The sequence below is a fragment of the Stenotrophomonas sp. NPDC077420 genome (assembly GCF_044543385.1).
GTDB lineage: Bacteria > Pseudomonadota > Gammaproteobacteria > Xanthomonadales > Xanthomonadaceae > Stenotrophomonas.
Window position 1 is genome coordinate 1 of record NZ_JBITVZ010000002.1, and the last position, 20,060, is coordinate 20,060.

The 20,060-nt window shown below is 63.5% G+C and carries 22 protein-coding genes, 1 tRNA gene and 1 pseudogene; 10 read left to right on the forward strand and 14 right to left on the reverse strand.

What is annotated here, in order from left to right; translation table 11 throughout:
* Positions 1-358, forward strand: a 358-nt coding sequence (locus ACIGII_RS02035; RefSeq protein WP_399657388.1) for a transposase, incomplete at its 5' end; no start/stop codon positions are given.
* A gap of 88 nt (positions 359-446) precedes the next feature.
* On the opposite strand, the gene ACIGII_RS02040 is transcribed toward ACIGII_RS02035, so the two are convergent.
* The 3 genes from ACIGII_RS02040 to ACIGII_RS02050 form a co-directional block, all read right to left on the reverse strand.
* On the reverse strand, positions 447-1,502 hold the full coding sequence (locus ACIGII_RS02040; RefSeq protein ID WP_399634703.1) for a DUF3800 domain-containing protein: 1,056 nt from the start codon (positions 1,500-1,502) through the stop codon (positions 447-449).
* 86 nt (positions 1,503-1,588) lie between these two features.
* Positions 1,589-1,825, reverse strand: coding sequence for a hypothetical protein (locus tag ACIGII_RS02045; RefSeq protein WP_057503256.1), 237 nt, complete (start codon positions 1,823-1,825; stop codon positions 1,589-1,591).
* Positions 1,822-2,166: a helix-turn-helix domain-containing protein gene (locus tag ACIGII_RS02050; RefSeq protein WP_399634705.1), complete on the reverse strand. Its 345-nt coding sequence runs from the start codon at positions 2,164-2,166 to the stop codon at positions 1,822-1,824. The genes ACIGII_RS02045 and ACIGII_RS02050 overlap by 4 nt, the downstream gene beginning before the upstream one ends.
* Positions 2,167-2,277: 111 nt before the next feature.
* On the opposite strand from ACIGII_RS02050, the gene ACIGII_RS02055 reads away from it, so the two are divergent.
* From ACIGII_RS02055 to ACIGII_RS02065, 3 genes are all read left to right on the forward strand, one after another.
* Positions 2,278-3,051 (forward strand): hypothetical protein, encoded by a 774-nt coding sequence (locus ACIGII_RS02055; RefSeq protein ID WP_399634707.1) that lies wholly within the window; start codon positions 2,278-2,280, stop codon positions 3,049-3,051.
* 71 nt (positions 3,052-3,122) lie between these two features.
* Positions 3,123-3,437, forward strand: a complete 315-nt coding sequence (locus tag ACIGII_RS02060) for a hypothetical protein (RefSeq protein ID WP_399634709.1) — start codon at positions 3,123-3,125, stop codon at positions 3,435-3,437.
* 53 nt (positions 3,438-3,490) lie between these two features.
* Positions 3,491-3,778: a hypothetical protein gene (locus ACIGII_RS02065; RefSeq protein WP_399635187.1), complete on the forward strand. Its 288-nt coding sequence runs from the start codon at positions 3,491-3,493 to the stop codon at positions 3,776-3,778.
* Between the two features lie 54 nt (positions 3,779-3,832).
* On the opposite strand, the gene ACIGII_RS02070 is transcribed toward ACIGII_RS02065, so the two are convergent.
* Positions 3,833-4,165: a GrlR family regulatory protein gene (locus tag ACIGII_RS02070; RefSeq protein ID WP_399634710.1), complete on the reverse strand. Its 333-nt coding sequence runs from the start codon at positions 4,163-4,165 to the stop codon at positions 3,833-3,835.
* Positions 4,166-4,335: 170 nt separating this feature from the next.
* On the opposite strand from ACIGII_RS02070, the gene ACIGII_RS02075 reads away from it, so the two are divergent.
* Positions 4,336-5,358 (forward strand): toll/interleukin-1 receptor domain-containing protein, encoded by a 1,023-nt coding sequence (locus ACIGII_RS02075; RefSeq protein WP_399634712.1) that lies wholly within the window; start codon positions 4,336-4,338, stop codon positions 5,356-5,358.
* Positions 5,359-5,504: 146 nt separating this feature from the next.
* On the opposite strand, the gene ACIGII_RS02080 is transcribed toward ACIGII_RS02075, so the two are convergent.
* The 3 genes and pseudogenes from ACIGII_RS02080 to ACIGII_RS02090 all read right to left on the reverse strand — a co-directional run.
* The gene (locus ACIGII_RS02080) at positions 5,505-6,992 is read right to left on the reverse strand and encodes a DUF6538 domain-containing protein (protein ID WP_399634713.1); all 1,488 of its coding nucleotides are present in this window, start codon (positions 6,990-6,992) and stop codon (positions 5,505-5,507) included.
* An 84-nt stretch (positions 6,993-7,076) separates the two neighbouring features.
* Positions 7,077-7,166 (reverse strand) — tRNA-Ser (locus ACIGII_RS02085).
* An 89-nt stretch (positions 7,167-7,255) separates the two neighbouring features.
* A pseudogene (locus ACIGII_RS02090) lies at positions 7,256-7,500 on the reverse strand (LysR family transcriptional regulator); the annotation flags it as partial.
* Between the two features lie 271 nt (positions 7,501-7,771).
* Here ACIGII_RS02090 and ACIGII_RS02095 point away from each other — a divergent pair.
* Complete coding sequence (locus ACIGII_RS02095) at positions 7,772-8,584, forward strand: hypothetical protein (RefSeq protein WP_399657391.1); 813 nt, start codon at positions 7,772-7,774, stop codon at positions 8,582-8,584.
* 316 nt (positions 8,585-8,900) lie between these two features.
* Here the strand turns inward: ACIGII_RS02095 and ACIGII_RS02100 are convergent, their stop codons facing one another.
* Entirely contained in the window at positions 8,901-9,893 is a 993-nt protein-coding gene (locus tag ACIGII_RS02100) for a LysR family transcriptional regulator (protein WP_068854691.1), read from the reverse strand.
* 124 nt (positions 9,894-10,017) lie between these two features.
* Here ACIGII_RS02100 and ACIGII_RS02105 point away from each other — a divergent pair, with 124 nt between their 5' ends.
* Positions 10,018-10,605, forward strand: coding sequence for an FMN-dependent NADH-azoreductase (locus tag ACIGII_RS02105; RefSeq protein ID WP_399634717.1), 588 nt, complete (start codon positions 10,018-10,020; stop codon positions 10,603-10,605).
* A 136-nt stretch (positions 10,606-10,741) separates the two neighbouring features.
* Here the strand turns inward: ACIGII_RS02105 and ACIGII_RS02110 are convergent, their stop codons facing one another.
* Both ACIGII_RS02110 and serS read right to left on the reverse strand, forming a co-directional pair.
* A complete protein-coding gene (locus tag ACIGII_RS02110) occupies positions 10,742-11,572 on the reverse strand; it encodes a hypothetical protein (RefSeq protein ID WP_399634718.1) in 831 nt (276 codons plus the stop codon).
* Between the two features lie 446 nt (positions 11,573-12,018).
* Positions 12,019-13,299: a serine--tRNA ligase gene (serS, locus tag ACIGII_RS02115; RefSeq protein ID WP_399634720.1), complete on the reverse strand. Its 1,281-nt coding sequence runs from the start codon at positions 13,297-13,299 to the stop codon at positions 12,019-12,021.
* Between the two features lie 115 nt (positions 13,300-13,414).
* On the opposite strand from serS, the gene ACIGII_RS02120 reads away from it, so the two are divergent.
* Together ACIGII_RS02120 and ACIGII_RS02125 are read left to right on the forward strand one after the other, a co-directional pair.
* Complete coding sequence (locus tag ACIGII_RS02120) at positions 13,415-14,044, forward strand: energy transducer TonB (protein ID WP_399634722.1); 630 nt, start codon at positions 13,415-13,417, stop codon at positions 14,042-14,044.
* Positions 14,045-14,224: 180 nt separating this feature from the next.
* Complete coding sequence (locus tag ACIGII_RS02125; protein ID WP_399634724.1) at positions 14,225-14,800, forward strand: energy transducer TonB; 576 nt, start codon at positions 14,225-14,227, stop codon at positions 14,798-14,800.
* 93 nt (positions 14,801-14,893) lie between these two features.
* On the opposite strand, the gene aroA is transcribed toward ACIGII_RS02125, so the two are convergent.
* From aroA to ACIGII_RS02145, 4 genes are all read right to left on the reverse strand, one after another.
* Complete coding sequence (gene aroA, locus ACIGII_RS02130; protein WP_399634725.1) at positions 14,894-16,201, reverse strand: 3-phosphoshikimate 1-carboxyvinyltransferase; 1,308 nt, start codon at positions 16,199-16,201, stop codon at positions 14,894-14,896.
* A 76-nt stretch (positions 16,202-16,277) separates the two neighbouring features.
* Positions 16,278-17,468 carry a prephenate dehydratase gene (gene pheA / locus ACIGII_RS02135; RefSeq protein ID WP_399634727.1) on the reverse strand — a complete coding sequence of 397 codons (1,191 nt, stop codon included), beginning with the start codon at positions 17,466-17,468 and terminating at the stop codon, positions 16,278-16,280.
* A 52-nt stretch (positions 17,469-17,520) separates the two neighbouring features.
* Positions 17,521-18,606, reverse strand: coding sequence for a 3-phosphoserine/phosphohydroxythreonine transaminase (gene serC / locus ACIGII_RS02140; RefSeq protein WP_399634729.1), 1,086 nt, complete (start codon positions 18,604-18,606; stop codon positions 17,521-17,523).
* Positions 18,607-18,808: 202 nt separating this feature from the next.
* Entirely contained in the window at positions 18,809-19,609 is an 801-nt protein-coding gene (locus ACIGII_RS02145; protein WP_399634730.1) for an FHA domain-containing protein, read from the reverse strand.
* A 120-nt stretch (positions 19,610-19,729) separates the two neighbouring features.
* On the opposite strand from ACIGII_RS02145, the gene ACIGII_RS02150 reads away from it, so the two are divergent.
* On the forward strand, positions 19,730-20,005 hold the full coding sequence (locus ACIGII_RS02150; RefSeq protein WP_399634731.1) for a polyhydroxyalkanoic acid system family protein: 276 nt from the start codon (positions 19,730-19,732) through the stop codon (positions 20,003-20,005).
* Positions 20,006-20,060 lie beyond the last annotated feature (55 nt).

Genomic DNA, 20,060 nt, shown 5'->3' on the forward strand with positions numbered 1-20,060 from the left:
TCTGGTCCAGCAGGCATTCCTCAACGCATGGGCGTCGTCTCCAGGCGAGCCAGGGCTGCTGTTTCACTCTGATCGCGGCTCTCAGTACACCAGCGGCGTCTTCAGCCGAACCGTGGCCGCGCACGGCGCAGTGCAAAGCATGAGCCGCAAAGGGAACTGCTGGGACAACGCGGTTGCGGAAAGCTTCTTTGCCACTTTGAAGAATGAAGAAGCCATCGGTGTATATGAAACAAAGGATCACGCTCGACGGTCTATCGCGAACTACATCCACGGCTTCTACAATCCAACCCGGCTACACTCGACGCTGGGATATCTATCACCCAACGAATATGCCAAACGATTGAAAGCCGCCGGCTGACCACGTGTTTCTTGGCGTCCGATCTCAAGGGGCAGGTTCACGACTTCATGGGAAGGCTCAGAGCACGATTCCCCAAGGCCTCCATCTCTTAGCCGCCTGAAGGCTTTGCCTTAGGGTTATTACGGCCCTTGGCCGCGCTCTTGTAGAGCATCGGCCTAGAGGTCCGTTTGGCAATCAGGGCCGCGCGATACGCTGTCCCTTCCGCCAACTGCTCTTCGCCCAGCGTCATCAGGTGGATGGAGGGATTGGGCGTTTGCCCCTCAACCGTCAGCATCCCCAGGAGACGCGCGACGCCCTCGTTGTCCTCAAACTCCCCCCTCAGCACCCTGCGCCAGGCCGACGCCAACAGATCGGCCACTTGGACGCCGGGGACATCGTGCGACCGAACATACTTCGAGTCCCGCATGACCGCTCCCAAGTTCACCGCCGACTTGATGGTGTGACCAGCCGCCTCTTGTAGATAGGCTGGGATGTCTTCTGGGGCATTTCTGAAACGTCTCTCAAAGTGGGAGTAGTCGAACCCTTCTACATGGATTCCGGGGTCGCGCAGGGATTTGGCCTGGATTAGGGCCAGTGCCATGTGGGTTAGCGTTTGCTCAAACAGCGGGCGGGTCGAGTTCTTTTCATCCATACGCCACTTGAAGCTGCTCAGCGTGGCCGGCAATCGCTGGACGTAGTAAAGCGTCGCCATCCGAAAGATCTGATCCAGTAGACTGATTTGCGCAACCATCTGGGTGTATAGCTGTGGGGACAGTCGCTCCAGCCTGCCCGACAGATCATCGATGGAAGCACGCCCCTCCTCGTAAAGCATATTTGGGCGATTCGCCCGGACGCTCGCGACCTGCTGCTTCTGATGGGCCAGGACTACGTTAGGGTCTTGATGGCCCAAGTCCACCGCAGAGATGAAAAGGGTCCCTTCCAGCTTGCCAATGTCGCCGAGAAAGCGCTTCAGGCTCGCTTCCGACAGGCATTTCAATTTGACCTCATCCGAGACGCCTCGGCCTAACCGCCGTTTGAGCAGCCCCAGCGACTGCTCTACCCGCTTCCTCGCGACTTCTGGCACGACATACCCCGCAACGACGCACCAACTGTTGCTATTCGCAGTCGGAACGAATGAGCCGGATTCATCTACGAAGATAAACATGCAGTCTCTTCCGTGGACGCGTTTGGATAGGAAGCTGTCTGATGGTCGAGGTTCAAGACCCGCCAGAAGCCTCAATCGCTGCTGTTCTAGTCCTCAAACAATGCGGACATGACCAGTGCTGCGCCCGTGCAAAAAGCTCCAAGGGCAGCCCAGTAGTTCATGTCAGCTGACAAGACCAACATAGTCTTTGAAAACTGCTCGGGAGCACCGGGAGCCTCCATCAGCTCGCGCTGAATCTTGGCGGACATGAACCAAAAGAAGCCTGAAAGCAGCGACCCGCATGAGGCGAAGAAGATCATCAGCTTCCAGATTACCTTCTTCAACGTCCGGCCTCCGGCTTTCCAACCATGTCTTTGAGCCGCTGGAGTGCTTCCTTCTGCTTGGCAATGGGCAGCTTAGATACCAGCAAAATAACTTCGGCCATCGTGTCGGAGGTGGCGTGAAAATACGCCACCGGTAGGCCGAGGGCTTTTGCCAAAGCCTGAGAGGTGGCCGGGTCCGGGTCGTGCTGCCCCGTCTCGTATCGGCTCACTCGGGTCGCTCCAGACACCGAGTCCACCATCCCAATGCGCTCGGCCAGCTGAGCCTGAGTCCAGCCTTTCGCGACCCGCGCACTGCGCAGGCGCTTGCCGTAGACCGTGGCGGGCGTCTTGGGTTGCGGCATCTGGATTCTTGCACCACAGCTGAATTCCCTCCAAGTCTGACGGTTGGAACCGGATTGCACATCTGCGATTATCGTAAATGCCGCCGGCTTGGCGGTCTATAGGGGCTGCGAATGAAGAACCAAACGAGGATGGCTGCCGGCCTGGCTGCCGCGCTGCTTCTGGCCACCCAGGTGGCGGCCGCACAGAGCCACCCCGAGCAAGAGGAAGCGCCAAACCGTCCCGGTTTCTTCAGGCAGCTGGGCACCAGCCTCAAAAACGCTGGCGGGCAGATGGTTGGGGTCCAGCCGGGCCGAGCGGGCTCCAAGCCGAATGCCAGCGCTGGGGCCATCTACGCCCCGGTCAGTGGGACGGGCAAGCTGCCTGGGCTCTTCAAGGCGGACAACCACCAGCAAGCCCAGCTCGGAAAGCTGGAGTGGCCCCGGGTGGCGCTCACCTATACCGAGTGGGGCACTTCCCTGCCCTGCTGGACTGTCGAAGCGCGCATCTGGACCACCTCCAGCTCTTCCACCACGGAGACGTTCAGGACCTGCGCCAATGCGGCCCTGACGGAGACCGACGACCTGGGCGATAGGGCGGAGCTGAACTCGGCGGCTCTCTGGAAAGGCCGGGACACCCTGATGGGCGTCCGAGTGCCGTCCGGCAAGCCCAACACGGGGGCCAGCCGTTCCGCCGGCCCCAACCCGCCTGCCCAGCCCTTCGTGGTCAACGTCTCTCGTCCGGGCGTGTCCGACCGAGCCGTCGATGTGGCCCTCCGGGTAGCCTGGGTCTCCGGGTTCATTCAGACCGCCGATCTGCACCCGGGTGCGTCAGGGCTCCTGACGCCGTTTAAGGACGGTCGCATGTGGATTGCCGGGTTCAAGCCGGAAGGCAACCGCGACAAGTAGTCCGCCACCTTCGCAACCTACCTGGGCGGCACGCACCTGCCGCGTACGCCACACCAATCGAGGAACGAACGATGAAAGCACCATGGCTCACATTGGCCGGCTTGGCCATTGCATTGACCCTGTCAGGTTGCGGCGGTCCGCCTTCCAACCGTGATGCCGAGAAAGCACTGGTCACCCTGCTCGAGCAAAGCGGTGCGGGTCAGATTGCCGCCGTCCAGGAGTTCGAGCTCAACGGATGCGTCGAAGCGAAAGACGCGGCCGGCTACCGTTGCGATACGAGCGGCAAGGTGGCCATCGACATCGGAGGTCGGCAGGTCCCTATTCCTATCGGTAAGAACCTGAGGTATGCGAAGGAAGACGGCACATGGAGTGCATACGCCAAGTGAGCACCCTGCCTCCTTCCCTGTCTACCCAGCCGCGCCCGACGCTTCGTAAGCTGATGACTCCACGACAGAGGTTCTTCTGGTGGTATTCGCTGACCCTGCTCTTCCTGGGACCTTTTGGGTTCATTGTCGGGCCGCTTATGGCCCGGCGAGGAACACGGAAGGTAGAGCATCTCAACCCTACGGACGCATGGGAGGCTCGGCAGCGCGATCACGGGTTCAAGTGGTGGCAGTGGTGGATCATGACCCCGCTCACACTGCTGGGCGCTGGATGGGTCTTCGGCCTGCTGAGCGGGTTGCCGATGGTTCTTCTGGTGTTGTGGGTGCAACTGACCCAAGCCTAAGCTGGTGCCGGATCCAAGAAGGCCCCCGGTTGGGGGCCTTCTCGCTTCTGAGGCTTAGACTGCGGGGGCCAAGTAACGCCCCTCGACCGCGATAGTGGCTTCCGGCCGTCCAACGATGCTGCCCTTGGCACTAAAGCCGGACACGGTGGTATCACCTCGGAATTCAAGCTCGAACTGGTCAAGTCCGCCAAACACGGATTCAGAGCCCGGATCCCAACGTTTAATGGTCAGTCTGGCCGCAAAGCCTGCGTCATCGCTTTGCTTAGATCCTGAATACGTATATCCCGAATCCCCGCCATTGACTCCCTCGCCCTTGAATACGGCGATGCCCTCGCCCACTCCCTGCATGTTCGACGAGAAACGAACATGGTAAATGCCGTCTTTCATTGCCGCACCTCCGCTGGGTAGGAATAGCGATTAGAGCACGCTCAAGTCTCATTCGGTGCGACACCTGAAACACCCGCTGAGAAGGGCCAGAAGATTTGCTCAACGAGCTCGACTCCCTTGTTTTGGATAGAATCGATTCTACGAGTCTTTCGTCCCGCGCCTTGAGGAGCATGATCTTGCCCAGCGTCTTCTTTTCATACTGCCATGCCGACGAGGAGCTACGCGATCAGCTCGAGAAGCAGCTCGCGATGCTTAAGCACCAGGGAATCATCGAAACCTGGCACGACCGCAGGATCGTCGCAGGCCAAGAAATCGATAAAACGATTGATGGGCACATCAACAGCGATGACATCATTCTTCTTCTCGTTAGTCCTGACTTTCTTGCCTCGCCTTACTGCTATGAGCGGGAAATGACGCGTGCGTTGGAGCGACATGACTCGGGCGACGCGACCGTCATCCCCGTCATCTTGCGGGCTTGTGAATGGCACCACGCTCCGTTTGGAAAGCTGATGGCTACCCCAACGGATGGCAAGCCAGTAAAGCAGTGGGCTGACCTGGACGAGGCTTTTCTACAGGTGGCCAAGGCCGTTCGTGCGGCGGCGACTAACCGCGCACGAGAGTCGGGCATGACCGAGAAGCCCCGAGCATCCGCTTCGACTGCCCCACTGCTCGACCGTGCGACAGTGCCAACCGAGGCGGGGGACGGCAACTCCGAAGCACTGTCCGGCCCACGTTCCAGCAACCTCCGGTTAGCTAAAGCGTTTACGCAGCGGGACAAGGACCGCTTCAAAGCGGAAACCTTTGAATACATTGCCAAGCATTTTGAGAATTCGCTCAGCGAACTCCAGGCGCGCAATCCCGGCTACGAAGGCACGTTCCGACGGGTGGACGCCAACCGCTTCTTCGCCACCATTTATGAAGACGGACATGATGTGGCCAGAGCGACCATCTACATGGGTGGCATGCTCGGGGGCATCCACTACATGCAAGGCGAGACGCTTGACAGCAACTCCTACAACGAAGCTCTCACCGTCAGTCACGACGATCAATCCCTGTTCCTGACGAGCATGGGAATGTCCGCGTTCGGTTCCAACCGCGATCAAAAGCTGACCCAAGAAGGCGCGGCAGAGCTTCTCTGGGAGCAACTAATCGGACCGCTTCAAAGCTCTAACAACCATCCCAGAAGGCGCTGAGGTCATTTCGGCAGATGAGTTCCACATGGCAAATGCAAGTTCCTGCACCACGCTTTCGCTTCTCCTTCCCATAAAACACTTAGACGCGAAGATTGTGGCAATCCAACCTTAGGTCGGCATCACAACCTGAAGATATCCAGCAAGGATCAGTCCGCAGCCTTAAGTTCAAAGTGAAGCGCCGATAGGCCTGGCGAATGAACACCCAGGCCGTGAAGCTTTTCAGACGTTTTGAACTCCCGGCTGTAGGTGGCGTGGTGCTCGTCATCAAGCTCATGGCCTACGATCTGCGCACGCAGCTCGGATACCACACCAGCCCCCTGCAGCTCCTGGATGAACGTCTTCCTGAGCGAATGGAAGCCCCGCTTTGCCGGTTCCCAGCCTTTGCCCATCTCGCCCAGATGTCGACTAAATGCTTTCGTGATCCAGTTGCCCTGCCCGTTCACCGCCGTGGCCTTGGCAGCAGGGAACACCCTCGTCTGACCCGCCTTCCGCTTGTCATCGATCCATTCCAAGAACCCCATTTTGAGGAGCTCGGGATGGAGCGGAACCGTCCGAATGCTCACCTCCGTCTTCACCTTTTGGTGCTCGCCTTCGTCGGACACGCGGAGGCACGGAATGCCTTCCTCCTCAAACACGTCTTTGATAAGAAGCTGGCCAACCTCGGACGCCCTGGCACCCGTGTAGAGTCCCAGAAGCGAGGCCCAGCGGGCCGATTCGGACAGCTTGGCCAGCGCCTCGGGGGCGAACAGAGCCTGGATCTGTGCGCGGTCATACGCTTTGAAGCCCAGCTTCTTTCGAGACCTCTTTTCTCTCTGGGAGTAGCTCACGTGGCCGGAAGCAGGGTTGTCGCCACGGGGATAGTGACCCGATGCCATGGCCCATTCGAAGAACCCGCCTTTCCCACCGATGTAGCTCTGCTTGTTGGTCAGCGTCGGCGTGGAAGCGCCCTTGTCACGCATGTCCTGATACCAGCGGGCCAGGTCCGAACGGGTGATGGCATGGACCTTAATCTTCGGGCCCAGGAACGCCACCAGCGCTTCGATGGCCGTCTTTTTGATCGTGAATGTCTTGGGCAGCGAGGAAGGCTTGAGGGTGGCCAGAAACGCGTCCCGGGCCTTCCCGAGCGTGATCGTTTCGATCACCGCAGCAGGTGTTCCCGGGGAAGACATAGTCCTTTGCGGGAACACCGCCGGCGGCGGAACCATCAAAGAAGCCACCGGTGACTGTTTTGCCACCGCTGCCCCGGCCATTGCCTCCAACTCCATGAGTTGTCGATAGAGCTTGAGGTCCTTGGGGCTGTCGATCTGCCACTGCTCCACCACCGTTCCGTCCCGCTGGCGGGTGCGGTTGAGCGTCAGCTCCTGAAGGTTTTCCGCGCTCGTCAGGCGAGCAATGAGGAGGTCCGCATCCGTTTTGCTGAGCTTGGCCACGCGTTGATCCGTCAACTGTGCGAAGAGCCGAGCATAGCCCGCCCCAAGCACGACCGCACGCACGTGGGCCTGGGCAAGGTCTTTGGTCTTGAGAGTCCGCTTGACGAGCCGGCAATCGAGCACGGCTTGAAGGTCAACGGGGACGCGCTGGACGAAGGACCAGCGGCCGGTCGATGACCGGCTCAAATGATGTGGAATGCGCATGCGAGTGTTTCCTCTGCATGCTTCCTGCTTTCCGATCAGCTCCAATCGTTGATTTCAATTTCAAATCAACGATTTAGGAGTGATTGGCGGAGAGAGTGGGATTCGAACCCACGGAAGGAATGACCCTTCGCCGGTTTTCAAGACCGGTGCCTTAAACCGCTCGGCCATCTCTCCGGATGTCCCGCGCCGGACGGGGCCGGGCGCGTATTCTCGCATGGTCGGATGGGTTTGCCAAAGGCCGTCCCCGCCATCCCGGCGGCGTTTCAGGCTTCAACCGCCAACGCGCCCAGCCCGCTGACCTGGATCTTCTCCTTGGCCCGCTCGCACGCCCAACCGCAGTCCAGCCGCCAGGCCTCCAGCTGCGGCGGCAGGTGCTCGGCCGGGAAGTCGTTGAGAACCCGGACTGCCGACAGCAGGCCGCGGCGGGGAGAAACACGACGTGGCAGATGCCCTGCGGCAGCGAACATTCCGGCAGCACGACTTCCAGTTCGCCGCTGCGCACGGCATCTCAGGGTGGTTTTAAGCTGCAGCACTTGGGACGCTAACGTCGGGCACAGTTAACGGTGCAGGGCTCATCGGGTCACCAGGATGAACCCGGAGCGGCTTCGCATGGATTCGCGGCGCGCACATGGCAGCCGTTAGCGACACTGCAAGGAAAGAATTCAGGGCAATTGGATCCGTGGATTGCCTTTAAGTTCGCGCGGCTACGTCGCTCAAATGCCTTTGATTGCAAGTGATTCCAGATGGAGTGAATCGACGATAGAGAGCACCAACCGATGATGGATCGATTGCTTGACGTAGGGCACGGATTTGAATCCGGGGTGCGGGAAAAGTCGGCTCTCCAATCCAACGAGGTGCACGATATGAAGCTTCTCCCCTATCTATTACTGACCTCTTCCTTTGCAGTGAGTGCGAGTGAGGTCACCTCCTACCGGGATCGGACTGAATTGGACTCTCTTGGCAACCGGCTCGTGGTCAGGACGAGTTCAATGGTGAGTCCGAGCGGTGACGTTGCGTACGTGGAGCAGCGCTTGGATCAAATTGATGAAACGACTTACGTCTACGATCACAACGCGCAGACCGAAGCAACAAAGAAGTTCCATGAAGAGTTTTGCGCCCAGCGTGGTCTGTTGCCGTCCATCGATGGGGAATCCATTCTCTCTGGACCGGACGCGATATCTGGATGGAGCTGTCACCTATCCAAAGATCAGCTAGGCGAGCGCTCCGACCTGATGGTGCCGGACCATTTTCGCGGAGACCGGTCGTCAGACTACGTCATCGCTAGAGCACCTTCAGGCTCCGCAGCCGCCGGAGCGAACTTCCAACTCTACGGAACCATCCAGGCTAAGAGCAGCCAGGCTGGACCACTCTCATCAAGTGTGTCCGGATACAACGAGCGCTGCAGATTCTCTCAAGTCTGGAACTACGGAGGCGAATTTTCGACCTTCAGGGAAATCTCCGTGAACTGCATAGTTCACCAGCCCCAGTTCATCTCCACCCGAATCGAGGCATGCATTCCTCGCCAGTGCGGACAAGCCACCGGTACGTTTTCCATTCGAGAGAGTCGTGCGGGACAACGGCGAGTCGAGTAAAGCTATGAGCAGGTCAACTTGCAATTAGTCGAACATCGCTGTCCGTCCAGCCAGCGGCTTCTGCGGGCTGGACGGGCATGCCCGGCGGTGGCGAGATCCTGCATCAGGATGCGCGCCTAGTCATAGCCGGTGCCGAAGGCGCCTTCACCGAACGCCGCGGCCAGCAGCACCAGCAGCACGCCGCAGGATGCGGCGAGCAGGACCGGACCGCTCGGCCATCTCTCCGGATGTCCTGCGCCGGCCGGAGCCGGGCGAGTACTCTCGGACGGTCCGGACCGGCTTACCCACGGCCGTCCACGCCGTCTCCGCCAACGTTTCAGCCAGCGTCTACCGCCAGCGCACCCAGCGCGCTGGCCCGGATCTTTTCCTTTGCCCGCTCGCAGGCCCCACCGCAGTCCAGGCGCGAAGCCTCCAGCTGCGGCGGCAGGTGCTCGGCCAGGAAATCGATGAACACCCGCACCGCCGGCAGCAGGCCGCGACGGGAGGCAAATACGGCGTGGCAGATGCCCTGCGGCAGGGACCATTCCGGCAGCACCACTTCCAGCTCGCCGCTGCGCACGGCATCGGCGCAGACGGTCTCGGGCAGCATGGTGATGCCAAAGCCGTCCTTGACCATGCTCTGCAGCAGCGGGAAATCGAAACCGGCCACGCGCGGCTGCAGGTCGACACGGCGCACCGCACCTTCCGGGCCGTGCAGCTCCCAGCGCTGGCGGGCTTCGTCTTCGCTGATGCTCAGGGTGACGTGGTTGGCCAGTTCGTCCGGATCCTTCGGGCGCCCCGCGCGGTCCAGGTATTTCGGGCTGGCCACCAGCAGTTCCTGCACCTGGCCGAAGCTGCGCATCACCAGGCTGCCGTCGTCGTCCAGCCGCGAGCGCACGCGCAGGGCCACGTCGTAGCCTTCATTGATGATGTCGACCCGGCGGTTGCTGATGTTCAGCTGCAGGCGCACTTTCGGGTACTGGGCGAGGAATTTCGGCAGCAGCTTGGGCAGCTGCATCTGCGCCAACGACACCGGCACGCTGGCCCGGACCAGGCCGCGTGGCTCGGCGCTGAGCCGGTCCACCACTTCGCGCGCGGCCTGCGCCTCGGCCAGCATGGTCTGCGCGTGGCGATGCACGCTGGTGCCGACGTCGGTCACCGCGAAGCGGCGCGTGGAGCGCTGCAGCAGGCGCACGCCCAGGTCGGTTTCCAGCTGGCTGATGCGCCGGCTCAGGCGGGATTTGGGGATGCCCAGGGCGCGCTCGGCCGCAGCAAAGCCGCCGTGATCCACCACCATGGCGAAGTAGTAAAGGTCGTTGAGGTCGTGCATACCGAAGTTCCAGCTATAGAACAATACATGGTATTCAACCACCTTTATCCCAGCGACGCAACAACCTAACCTGCTCTCCGTCGGCGGCGCCTTGACCGCCCTTTCCCGGATACAGGTGATTGCCATGAAGCTTCTTCACATTGATTCCAGCGTGCTGGGCGACAACTCGGTATCCCGCCAGCTGTCCGCGGCGGTGGTCGCACGCTTCAATGAGACCCTTGAGAACCTCGATGTAACCTACCGCGATCTTGATCGTAATCCCATTCCCCATTTGAGTAGTGGTTCGCTGGCCCAGGTCGACGCTGCTGAAGCGACCGATGCCGAAGCAGTGATGCAGCAGTTCCTGGCGGCGGACGTGATCGTGATCGGCGCGCCGATGTACAACTTCAGCATCCCCTCGACGCTGAAGGCATGGATCGACCGCGTGGCGGTGGCTGGGCGCACCTTCAAGTACACCGAAAACGGCCCGGTGGGCCTGGCCGGTGGCAAGCGCGTGATCATCGCCAGTTCGCGTGGCGGCATCTACACCGATTCGCCGGCCGATTTCCAGGAACCGTTCCTGCGCCAGGTGTTCGCTTTCATGGGCATCGACAACGTGGAGTTCGTCCGCGCCGAAGGTATCGCGTACTCGCCGACGCACCGGGAAGAGGCCATTGCCGCTGCGCTGGCCAGCCTGCCCGCCGCCGAGTTCGAAGAACTGGCCGAAGCCTGAGTGTTCCAGGGCAGGCGTTGAGTCCTCGTCGGACGCCCTGCCCGGGCCGGATTCCCCTCCCCCATCCGGCCCACCCTGCGGCCCCGCTTATGCGGGGCCGTGTCTTTTATCTGACTGGCAATACGCACCCTTCCCTTCAGGTGGCCGGGGGCAGCACGTCCAGACGTCCAACCGCATACGCTTGGATACCATGGGGATTCGGGCGCGGAATCATGATCAAGCGGAGAGTGGCCACCGCATACACATCGGTATAGCCCTCTTCGTAGTGGCCAGAATACGCGGCTGGATCAATGGTCACGCTGACGGCATGCTCTTTCAGACCTTCAAGTGTGTAACCGCGCACCATTAGATTAGAGATGAAGCCATTCCGCGTCCCAAGAACCGTGAAGAACAATGCTGCACGATGATATTCCCGAACTTGCGGAACGGGATCCAGCGTTGCGACCAGTCCGTCTGGAAATTTTTCCGGGTCCAAGGGTTCATCGGCCTGGAGGCCTTCAAAACGGATGGGCGGTATTTCAAGCAGCGGCGTGATCTGGAACTCAAGGCCAGGCCCCTCGGTGCGTGTTCCATCCGCCCATTCGGCCTCGTACCCCAAGTACACGGTTCGTCCAATAAAAGGCGCCAGCCACGCGTTCGGCAACTTGATGTACTCGACTGGATTCGGGCCCACGTGAAGCACGCGTGTTTCGTAGGGTGTGGAACCGTCTTCCGGCACCAGTCGAACGATGAAGGTCGTGCCTGCTGGAACCAAGTGTGCCTGTATGGTGGCCAGGATCGTGGCGTCATAGGCAACCACTTCCCCCGGCACAATGAAGCCCCATGGGTGCACACTCTGCACCGTTTCTGGACCGATCGTGGGAATTACCGTAGCCGACAGCTGTATCTGGTCGAGCGGCACTCTGGCGGGATGTTGAGAACTTGCCACTGAGAATTCGAAAGTGCGCTTGTGGGTATCCGACATCATGGGTGCACTCCGTACACGTTGCACATCGGCGTGCAGGCCAGCCTGCAACGCTGCCGATGACAACACTTGGTGGCGCGATGTCTTCCCCGACGTCGAATTGATTACGCGCCTCCGGGTTAGGCGGCCGTGAAATATCCTGTGAGTCGCGCAAAAAAAGCCGCGTTGGGGCGAGTTTTCTTTAGCGTGAGTTCGTCCGCCGCGGTGATGCTGCCGAACATGACGAAATTCTGCGGTAGGTGTCCTGCGAGGAAAGCCCTACTTCCAGTTCTTGGGTCATGAGCGCCGAGCCGTGCGAATTGTCGGCGGCAAGCGGGCGAACATTCTCCGACCGATTTTCAGGAGCCGTTCCTGCCGAGTTGTTCGCCTTTTCAGCCATCCACGCAGGGCGTGGCTGAAACCTGTCCGTCAGCACATACAAAGAACCCGCCTTTCGGCGGGTTCTTTGGTTACGCGATTTTATCCAGGCCGCCCATGTAGGGCTTGAGCGCATCCGGTACGGTGATGCTGCCGTCGGCGTTCTGGTAGTTCTCCATGACCGCGATCATCGCGCGGCCCACGGCCACGCCCGAGCCGTTGAGGGTGTGCACCAGTTCCGGCTTGCCGGTTTCCGGGTTGCGCCAGCGCGCCTGCATGCGGCGCGCCTGGAAGTCGCCGCAGTTGGAGCAGGACGAGATCTCGCGGTAGGTGTCCTGCGAGGGCAGCCACACTTCCAGGTCGTAGGTCTTGATCGCCGAGAAGCCCATGTCGCCGGTGCACAGCAGCACCTTGCGATACGGCAGGCCCAGCTTTTCCAGCACCACTTCGGCGCAGCGGGTCATGCGCTGGTGCTCGGCTTCGCTCTCGGCCGGGGCGCACACGGTGACCAGCTCGACCTTTTCAAACTGGTGCTGGCGGATCATGCCGCGCACGTCGCGGCCACCGCTGCCCGCTTCGGCGCGGAAGCACAGCGAATGGGCGGTCATGCTCAGCGGCAGGCGCTCGGCATCGACGATCTCGTCGCGCACGATGTTGGTCAGCGACACTTCCGAGGTCGGAATCAGGTAGCGGGTGGACTCGCCGACCGCGGTCTTGAACAGGTCGTCCTCGAACTTGGGAAGCTGGCTGGTGCCGCGCAGCGATTCGGGGTTGACCAGCACCGGGACGTTGGTTTCTTCGTAACCATGCTCGCCGGTGTGAAGGTCCAGCATGAACTGGGCCAGGGCGCGGTGCAGGCGCGCCACCGGGCCGCGCAGTACGGTGAAGCGCGAACCGGAGAGCTTGGCGCCGGCTTCACCGTCCAGGCCCTGGTTGCGGGCGCCCAGTTCGACATGGTCAAGCACCGGGAAATCGAAGCTGCGCGGGGTGCCCCAGCGCTTCTGTTCGACGTTCTCGGTTTCGTCCTTGCCGAACGGCACCTCGGCGGCCGGAACGTTGGGGATGCCCATGGCGATGGCGTCGATCTTCTCGCGCAGCGCGTCCAGCGCCACTTCCGAAGCCTTCAGCTCATCGGCGAACGCCGCCACTTCGGCCATGATCGCCGACACGTCTTCGCCCTTGGCCTTGGCCTGGCCGATGGCCTTGGAGCGGCTGTTGCGCAGGCTCTGCAGCTCCTGGGTGCGGATCTGGATGCGCTTGCGGTCGGCTTCCAGCGACTCCAGCCCGGAGACGTCCAGCTCGAAACCGCGCGTGGTGCGCAGGCGTTCGGCAAGTTCGGCGGGCTGTTGGCGAAGCAGGGCTGGATCAAGCATGGCGTCAGGGGCTGTTTGTGGGTCTGGAGGGGGATTATCGCCTGTAATCGGCTTTTCTGCCGCGCGGTTCATTCCCGGCGTGGCAGAATCCGGGGGGTTCACCATGGTATGGCTCATGTCCGCTTCCCGTTCCTCCTCTGGCAAGAACATCACCCTCCAGCTGCCCCGGCGCAGCCTCCTGATCGCCGGAATCGCCTTCGGCGTGGGCGTGCTGCTGTTCCTGGTGGTGTGGTTGAGCACGCGCAACAACGACTTCTACAAGGCCGGGCCGGCCCAGACCCCGCAGCAGGTGGCCGAGGTGGAGCCGCTGCCGGAACCCCTGCCCGCCGCCGCCGGCTCCAGTGACATGCCCGATGCCCGGCCGCTGCCGGTGGACGAGCAGCCGCAGCTGGTGGAAACCGCCCCACCCCCGCCGCCCGCCGCCGCTGCGGCACCGGTGGCGGAAGCGGCGCCCGCGGCGATGTCCTCCAGCGACCGACCGCAGCCGATTGCCGATCAGTCGCCGCCGCCGTCCTACCCGCCTGCCGCCCTGCGCAATGGCGTGGAGGGCAGCGTGGTGGTGCGCGTGGAGGTGGATGCCACCGGCGTGCCGTTCAACGTGACGATCGTGCAGCGCAGCGGTTCGCGCGACCTTGACCGCGCCGCCACCGATGCGGTGCGCCGCTGGCGTTTCCTGCCGGCGCAGAGCAACGGCCAGGCCGTGGTCGGCAGCATCGAAGTACCGTTCGACTTCAAGGCCAGGTAGGTACCCACCGTTGGTGGGTACCGGCTGCAGAGGTCATCGTAGCGTCAGCCTCGCGTAAAGGTACGACTCATCATGCTGAACCACTGTGGCCATGCAGGCGCGCCGTTGACGCACCGGTGACACACCTGCAACGCGGGGCGGGCAACACTGCGGATGTCAACTCGACACCAGGAGTCCGCCATGAGTGTTACCCATACCCATGAAATTCCGGCTTCGCCGCAGCAGCAGCGTGATGTGATCGACGACCGCGGCCGTCGGCGCGCGTCGCCGCTGCTGTGGATCGCCCTCATCGTGGCCATGTTTGCCGCCGCGCTGGTGTGGCTGCGCTACGCCAACCCGGATGAGACGGCGAGTGCGCCGGTCGGCGAGCGCATGCTGCCCGCGACGGAAACCCCGGTCGCAACCCGTCCCGCGCCGGCCACGCGCCCGGCTGCGCCTGCGACGACGCAGCGCCGTGCAGCGCCGGCGGTCCGTGATCGTGAGGCACGCCCACTGAGCAGCAATGCCAAGCCGGTGTATCCGCGCTCGGCCCTGCGCAGTGGCGTGGAAGGCAGCGTGGTGGCCAGCCTCAATGTCGACACGCGTGGCCAGGTCACCAATGCCGACATCGTGCAGCGCAGTGGTGGGCGGGACCGTGATCTTGATCGTGCGGTGCTGAGCACCGTGCGCGACTGGAAGTTCGAACCGGCGATGCACAATGGCCGCGCGGTGGCCAGCGTGGTGCGGGTGCCGGTGGATTTCCGTACCGAGCGGTAAAAGCGAAAACGGCGGGGGAGCCGGGGAGCCGACCGAAAGGTCGGCTCCTTTTTTGTGGGTGTCGAAGGCGCGTGGTCGGGCCTCCCGTTCTAGTCAGGACAGGCTGAAGCCTGCGCCCGTGGCCAGGCCGTCGAAGTTGGGGAACGAGGTGGCGACGTTGGCGATGTCGTTGATCCGGACCTCGCCGCTGCTGAGCTGGCCGGCGATGGCGAAGGCCATGGCGATGCGGTGGTCGCCGTGGCTTTCGATGGTACCGCTGCCCAGTTCGGTGCCGCCGTGGATGGTCGCGCCGTCCTCGGTTTCATCGACCTGCACACCCAGGCTGCGCAGGCCGGTGGCCATGGCGGCGAGGCGATCGGATTCCTTGACCCGCAACTCGGCGGCACCGCGCACCACCGTGTTGCCCTGTGCAGCGGCAGCGGCAACGAACAGGGCGGGGAACTCGTCGATCATGTCCGGCACCAGCGCTTCGGGAATCTCCACGCCGCGCAACGGTGCATGGCGCACCACGAGGTCGGCAACCGCTTCCCCGCCCTGCTCTGCATGGTTCTCTTCGCGGATATCCGCGCCCATCAGGCGCAGCGCGGCCAGCAGGCCGGTGCGACGCGGGTTGAGGCCGACCTGGCGCAGGGTGAGCGCCGAGCCGGGAATGACACTGGCGGCGACGAGGAAGAAGGCCGCCGAGGAGAAGTCGGCCGGCACGGCGATGTCGGTGGCGCGCAGGCGCTGGCCGCCGCGCAGGCGGGCCTTGCCGGGCGAGAAGTCGATGTCCACGCCGAAGGCGCGCAGCATGCGCTCGCTGTAGTCGCGGGTCGGGTGCGGTTCGGTGACAGTCGTTTCGCCCTGGGCGTACAGGCCGGCCAGCAGCACCGCCGATTTGACCTGGGCGCTGGCCACGGGCGAGGTGAAATCGATCCCGTGCAGCGACTGGCCGCCCTGCACGCGCAGCGGTGGGGTGCCATCGGCCTCGGTGTCGATCTTCGCACCCATCTGCGCCAGCGGACCCGTTACGCGTCGCATCGGGCGGCGCGACAGCGATTCATCGCCCACCATCACCGAATCGAACGGCTGCGCGGCGAGCAGGCCCGCGAGCAGGCGCATGCCGGTGCCGGCATTGCCGCAGTCCAGCGGCGCGGCCGGCGCCTGCAGGCCATCCACGCCGACGCCATGCACGATGCGCTGCGACGGTGACGGCGTTTCAATGCGGACGCCCATCTGCGAGAAGATCGCGGCGGTGGCGCGGGTGTCTTCGCCTTCCAGGAAGCCGTCGATGCGCGACACGCCGTCTGCGAGCGCTGCGAACATCACCGCGCGGTGCGAGACGGATTTGTCGCCGGGAATGGTCAGGCTGCCCTGCAGCGGCTGGCCCTTGCGGGCGGTCCAGGAAGCGGAAGCGGTCATTCGGTGGATCCTTGGGGGCCGCAAGCGTGCGGCAATGGTGCGGAAAGGCGGTAGTCGGCGCGGCCGCGCCGAGGGGTCAGGGCACGGCGACCGGGTAGGAACCCAGCACCTTGATCTGCGCCGAGTGCGCCTTCAGTTCGGCCAGCGCGGCCTGCATCGCCTCGTCGTCGATATGGCCGGCCAGGTCGATGAAGAACCCGTACTCCCACTTCGCGTTGTGCGAGGGGCGCGATTCGATCCGGTTCATGCTGATGCCGTGCCGCGCGAACGGACTGAGCACGTCGAACAGCGCACCGGGCTTGTCGTGGATGAACACCAGCACCGAGGTGCGGTCGTGCCCGGAGCTCGGGAAGAACTGGCGGCCTACCACGAGGAAGCGCGTGGTGTTGTCGGCGTCGTTCTGGATCGGCTTGGTCACCACCTTCTTCAGTCCATACACATGGCCAGCGCTCTCACCGCCAATGGCCGCGGCATCGTCGGCATTGCGCGCACGGCGCGCACCTTCAGCGTTGCTGGACACCGGCACCTTCTCGGCCTTGGGCAGGTTGGCGCGCAGCCAGGAGGAGGTCTGCATGAACGACTGCGGGTGGCCGTACACGCGCTCCACATCTTCCAGCCGTCCGCTGCGCGACATCAGGTACTGCTGCACGCGCAGTTCGACTTCGCCACAGATCTTCAGGTTGGAGGTGAGGAACATGTCCAGAGTGATCTGGATGGTGCCCTGCCCCGAGTTTTCCACCGGCACCACGCCGAAGTCGGCGTTGCCCGCTTCCACTTCCTGGAACACTTCCTCGATGCTGGCCAGCGGCAGGCCCAGCGCCGAGCGGCCGAAGTGCTTGAGCACGGCCTGCTGGCTGAAGGTGCCTTCCGGACCAAGGTAGCCGATCTTCAGCGGCTCCTGCTGGGCCAGGCAGGCCGACATGATTTCGCGGAACACGTGGACCAGCACTTCATCGCTGAGCGGGCCCTCGTTGCGGTCCACCACCATGCGCAGGACCTGCGCTTCGCGTTCGGGGCGGTAGTAATCCACCGCAGCGGCGAGCTTGCCCTTGGCCTTGCCGACCTGGTGGGCGAACTGCGCGCGCTCGGCGATCAGCGCCTGGATGCTGCGGTCGATATGGTCGATCTTGGCGCGCACGTCAGACAGCACCGGTGCGGCAACGGGAGGCACGGCAGCCGCCTTGGACGGCTTGGCGGCGGCCGGTACGGTCTTGGCCGCGGCGGGCTTGGCGGTGGATGCCTTGGGCTTGGCGGGTTTGGTGGCCATCAGGAGTTCCAGTTGCAGTGGGGCGCCGGGCGCCCCGGTAAAGTCGGGAGCGTCAGCCGTTGCGCTGCTGGAAATCGCGCATGAAGGCGGTGAGCGCCTGCGCGCCCTCCACCGGCAGCGCGTTGTACAGCGAGGCACGGATGCCGCCGACGGCCTTGTGACCCTTCAGCGCCAGCAGGCCGGCCGCCTTGGATTCACTGACGAAACGCGCGGTAAGCGTCTCGTCGGACAGGAAGAACGGGATGTTCATGCGCGAGCGGGCCGCCGGCACGACGTCGTTGCGGTAAAAACCGCCGGAGGCATCGATGGCGCCGTAGACCAGCGCCGACTTGGCGGCATTGCGGCGCGCGAATTCCTGCACGCCGCCTTCGGCCAGCATCCACTTGAACACCAGGCCGGCCAGGTACCAGTTCCAGGTCGGCGGGGTGTTGAGCATGGAATCGCGGGCGACGTGCGAGCGGTAGTCGAAGATGTCCGCGCGCGGCTGGCCGCTGCGTTCGAGCAGGTCGCGGCGCACGATCACCACCGAGACGCCGACCGGGCCGAGGTTTTTCTGCGCGCCGGCGTAGATCAGGCCATAGCGCGAGGCGTCCAGCGGTTCGCTGGCGATGGAGGAGCTGAAATCGGCAAACAGCGGTACGCTGCCGACGTCCGGCGTATCACGGAACTCGACGCCATGGATGGTTTCGTTGGCGGTGATGTGGACGTAGGCCGCATCGGCCGACACCTGCCACTGGTCGCGTGGCGGGATGTCGTGGAACCCGGTGGCTTCGCTGCTGGCGGCGACATTGACCCGGACATAGGGGCTGACCTGCTTGATCGCGGTCTTGCCCCAGTGGCCGGTGAGGACGTAATCCACCGTCTGGCCGGGGCTGGCGAAGTTCAGCGCGAGCAGGGCCTGCTGGGTGGTCGCGCCGCCGGCCAGGAACATCACCGCGTAATCGTCGGGAATGCCGATCAGGCGGCGGAGGTCGGCCTCGGCTTCGGCGGCGACGGCCATGAACTCCGGTCCGCGGTGGCTCATTTCGACAATGGAGGCGCCCGCGCCGTTCCATTCCAACATCTCTTCCTGCGCCTGGCGCAGGACCGATTCCGGCAGGGTTGCAGGGCCGGCACTGAAATTGAACGCGCGCGTCATGTCACACCTATGGGGCAAGACCCCTAGTATGCCGCAGCGCACCAGCCTTTAGGCCTTGCAGCGCAAGGCGAATTTGGTTGCGTTTGAATCTATCGGCGCCGCCACACGACCAACGGTCGTGTGCTACCGGCTGCCGCGCAGGACCCAATGATCGGCGCCCACCGAACCCCGGTAGCGCCCGACCGTTGGTCGGGCTACGCGATCAGCGCGCGCCGAACCAGAGCAGCAGGCTGAGCAGGCCGGCCAGCAACAGGGCGCTGCCCAGCAGCCACGGCCAGCGGCTGACCCGCGCAGGCTTGGCCGGCACGTCCACCGCGCTGGGCAGGGCCAGCAGCTCGTCCTCTTCGTCGCTGGCCACGCGCTTGCGCCCGTCCTGCGGCACCTCCAGCACGAACCGGTGCTGGGCATCGAACACCAGCTGGTCGCCCGGCTGCAGCCAGCAGTGCCGCACGCTGACGCCGTTGACCCGCGTGGACTCGCCCGCGCCCAGGTCGCGCAGCAGCAGGCGCTCGCCATGCCGCTCGATCCGCGCATGCTGCTCGGCGAAGGCAGGATCGTCGATCACGATGTCCGATTCGGCCCCGCGCCCGATCACCCGGGGACGGTCCAGGGTGAAACTCCGCCCATGGTGCTGGCCGCCCACGCCGCGCAGCAGGCGCTGGTCTTCACCGCTGTCGTCACTGCGCGCCGGGGCGTGGCTGAGCGCGTCGCATCCGCCCTGTACCACCATTTCCACGCCGTCCGCATAGACCGCGTCGCCGGGGCGCAGCAGGGCCATGCGGCGCACGGGGCGGCCGTTGACGTGGATGCCGCGCATGCCGGCAGCCACCTGCAGCCACAGGCCGCGGTCGTCCAGGCAGAACTGCGCCAGCAGCAGGGTACCGACCGCCTCGCCGCCGAGCCGCACGCCACCCGAGGCATGGCGCACGATCCGCTGCACCCCCGGCTTCAAGGGCTGGTCGGGGTGTTGGCGGTGAGTGAAGTGAACAAGCAGGTTCTGCACGCGGCGCAGCCTATCAGGTTGGCAGTCTTGGAAGATAGAAGTGTGACGCACTGCTTGGAGATCTGTCTGCGGATGCGCACAATGCACGCCCCCTTCCACTGCCGCCCGCCAGGAGCCCGCATGTCCAGCATCGATATCCGCCACGACCACACCCACAGCGCCGACGTGGCCCGCAGCGTGATCGAGGACATGGTGGTCAAGCTCGACAGGAAGTTCCCGCTGAAGACCGAATGGGTGGATGACGCCCTCAATTTCAGCGGGGCCGGGGTGAAGGGACTGATCGCGCTGCTCCCGGGCCAGGTGCACGTCACGGCCAACCTGTCCTTCCCCGCCTCCTTGATGCAGAGCACAGTCGAGGGCGAAATCCAGCGCGTGCTGCGCGAGAAGCTTGGCTGAACCCACGGTGCGGTGCGGCCGGGCCATCACGCCGTGCCATCGGGCGGCTGGGTAG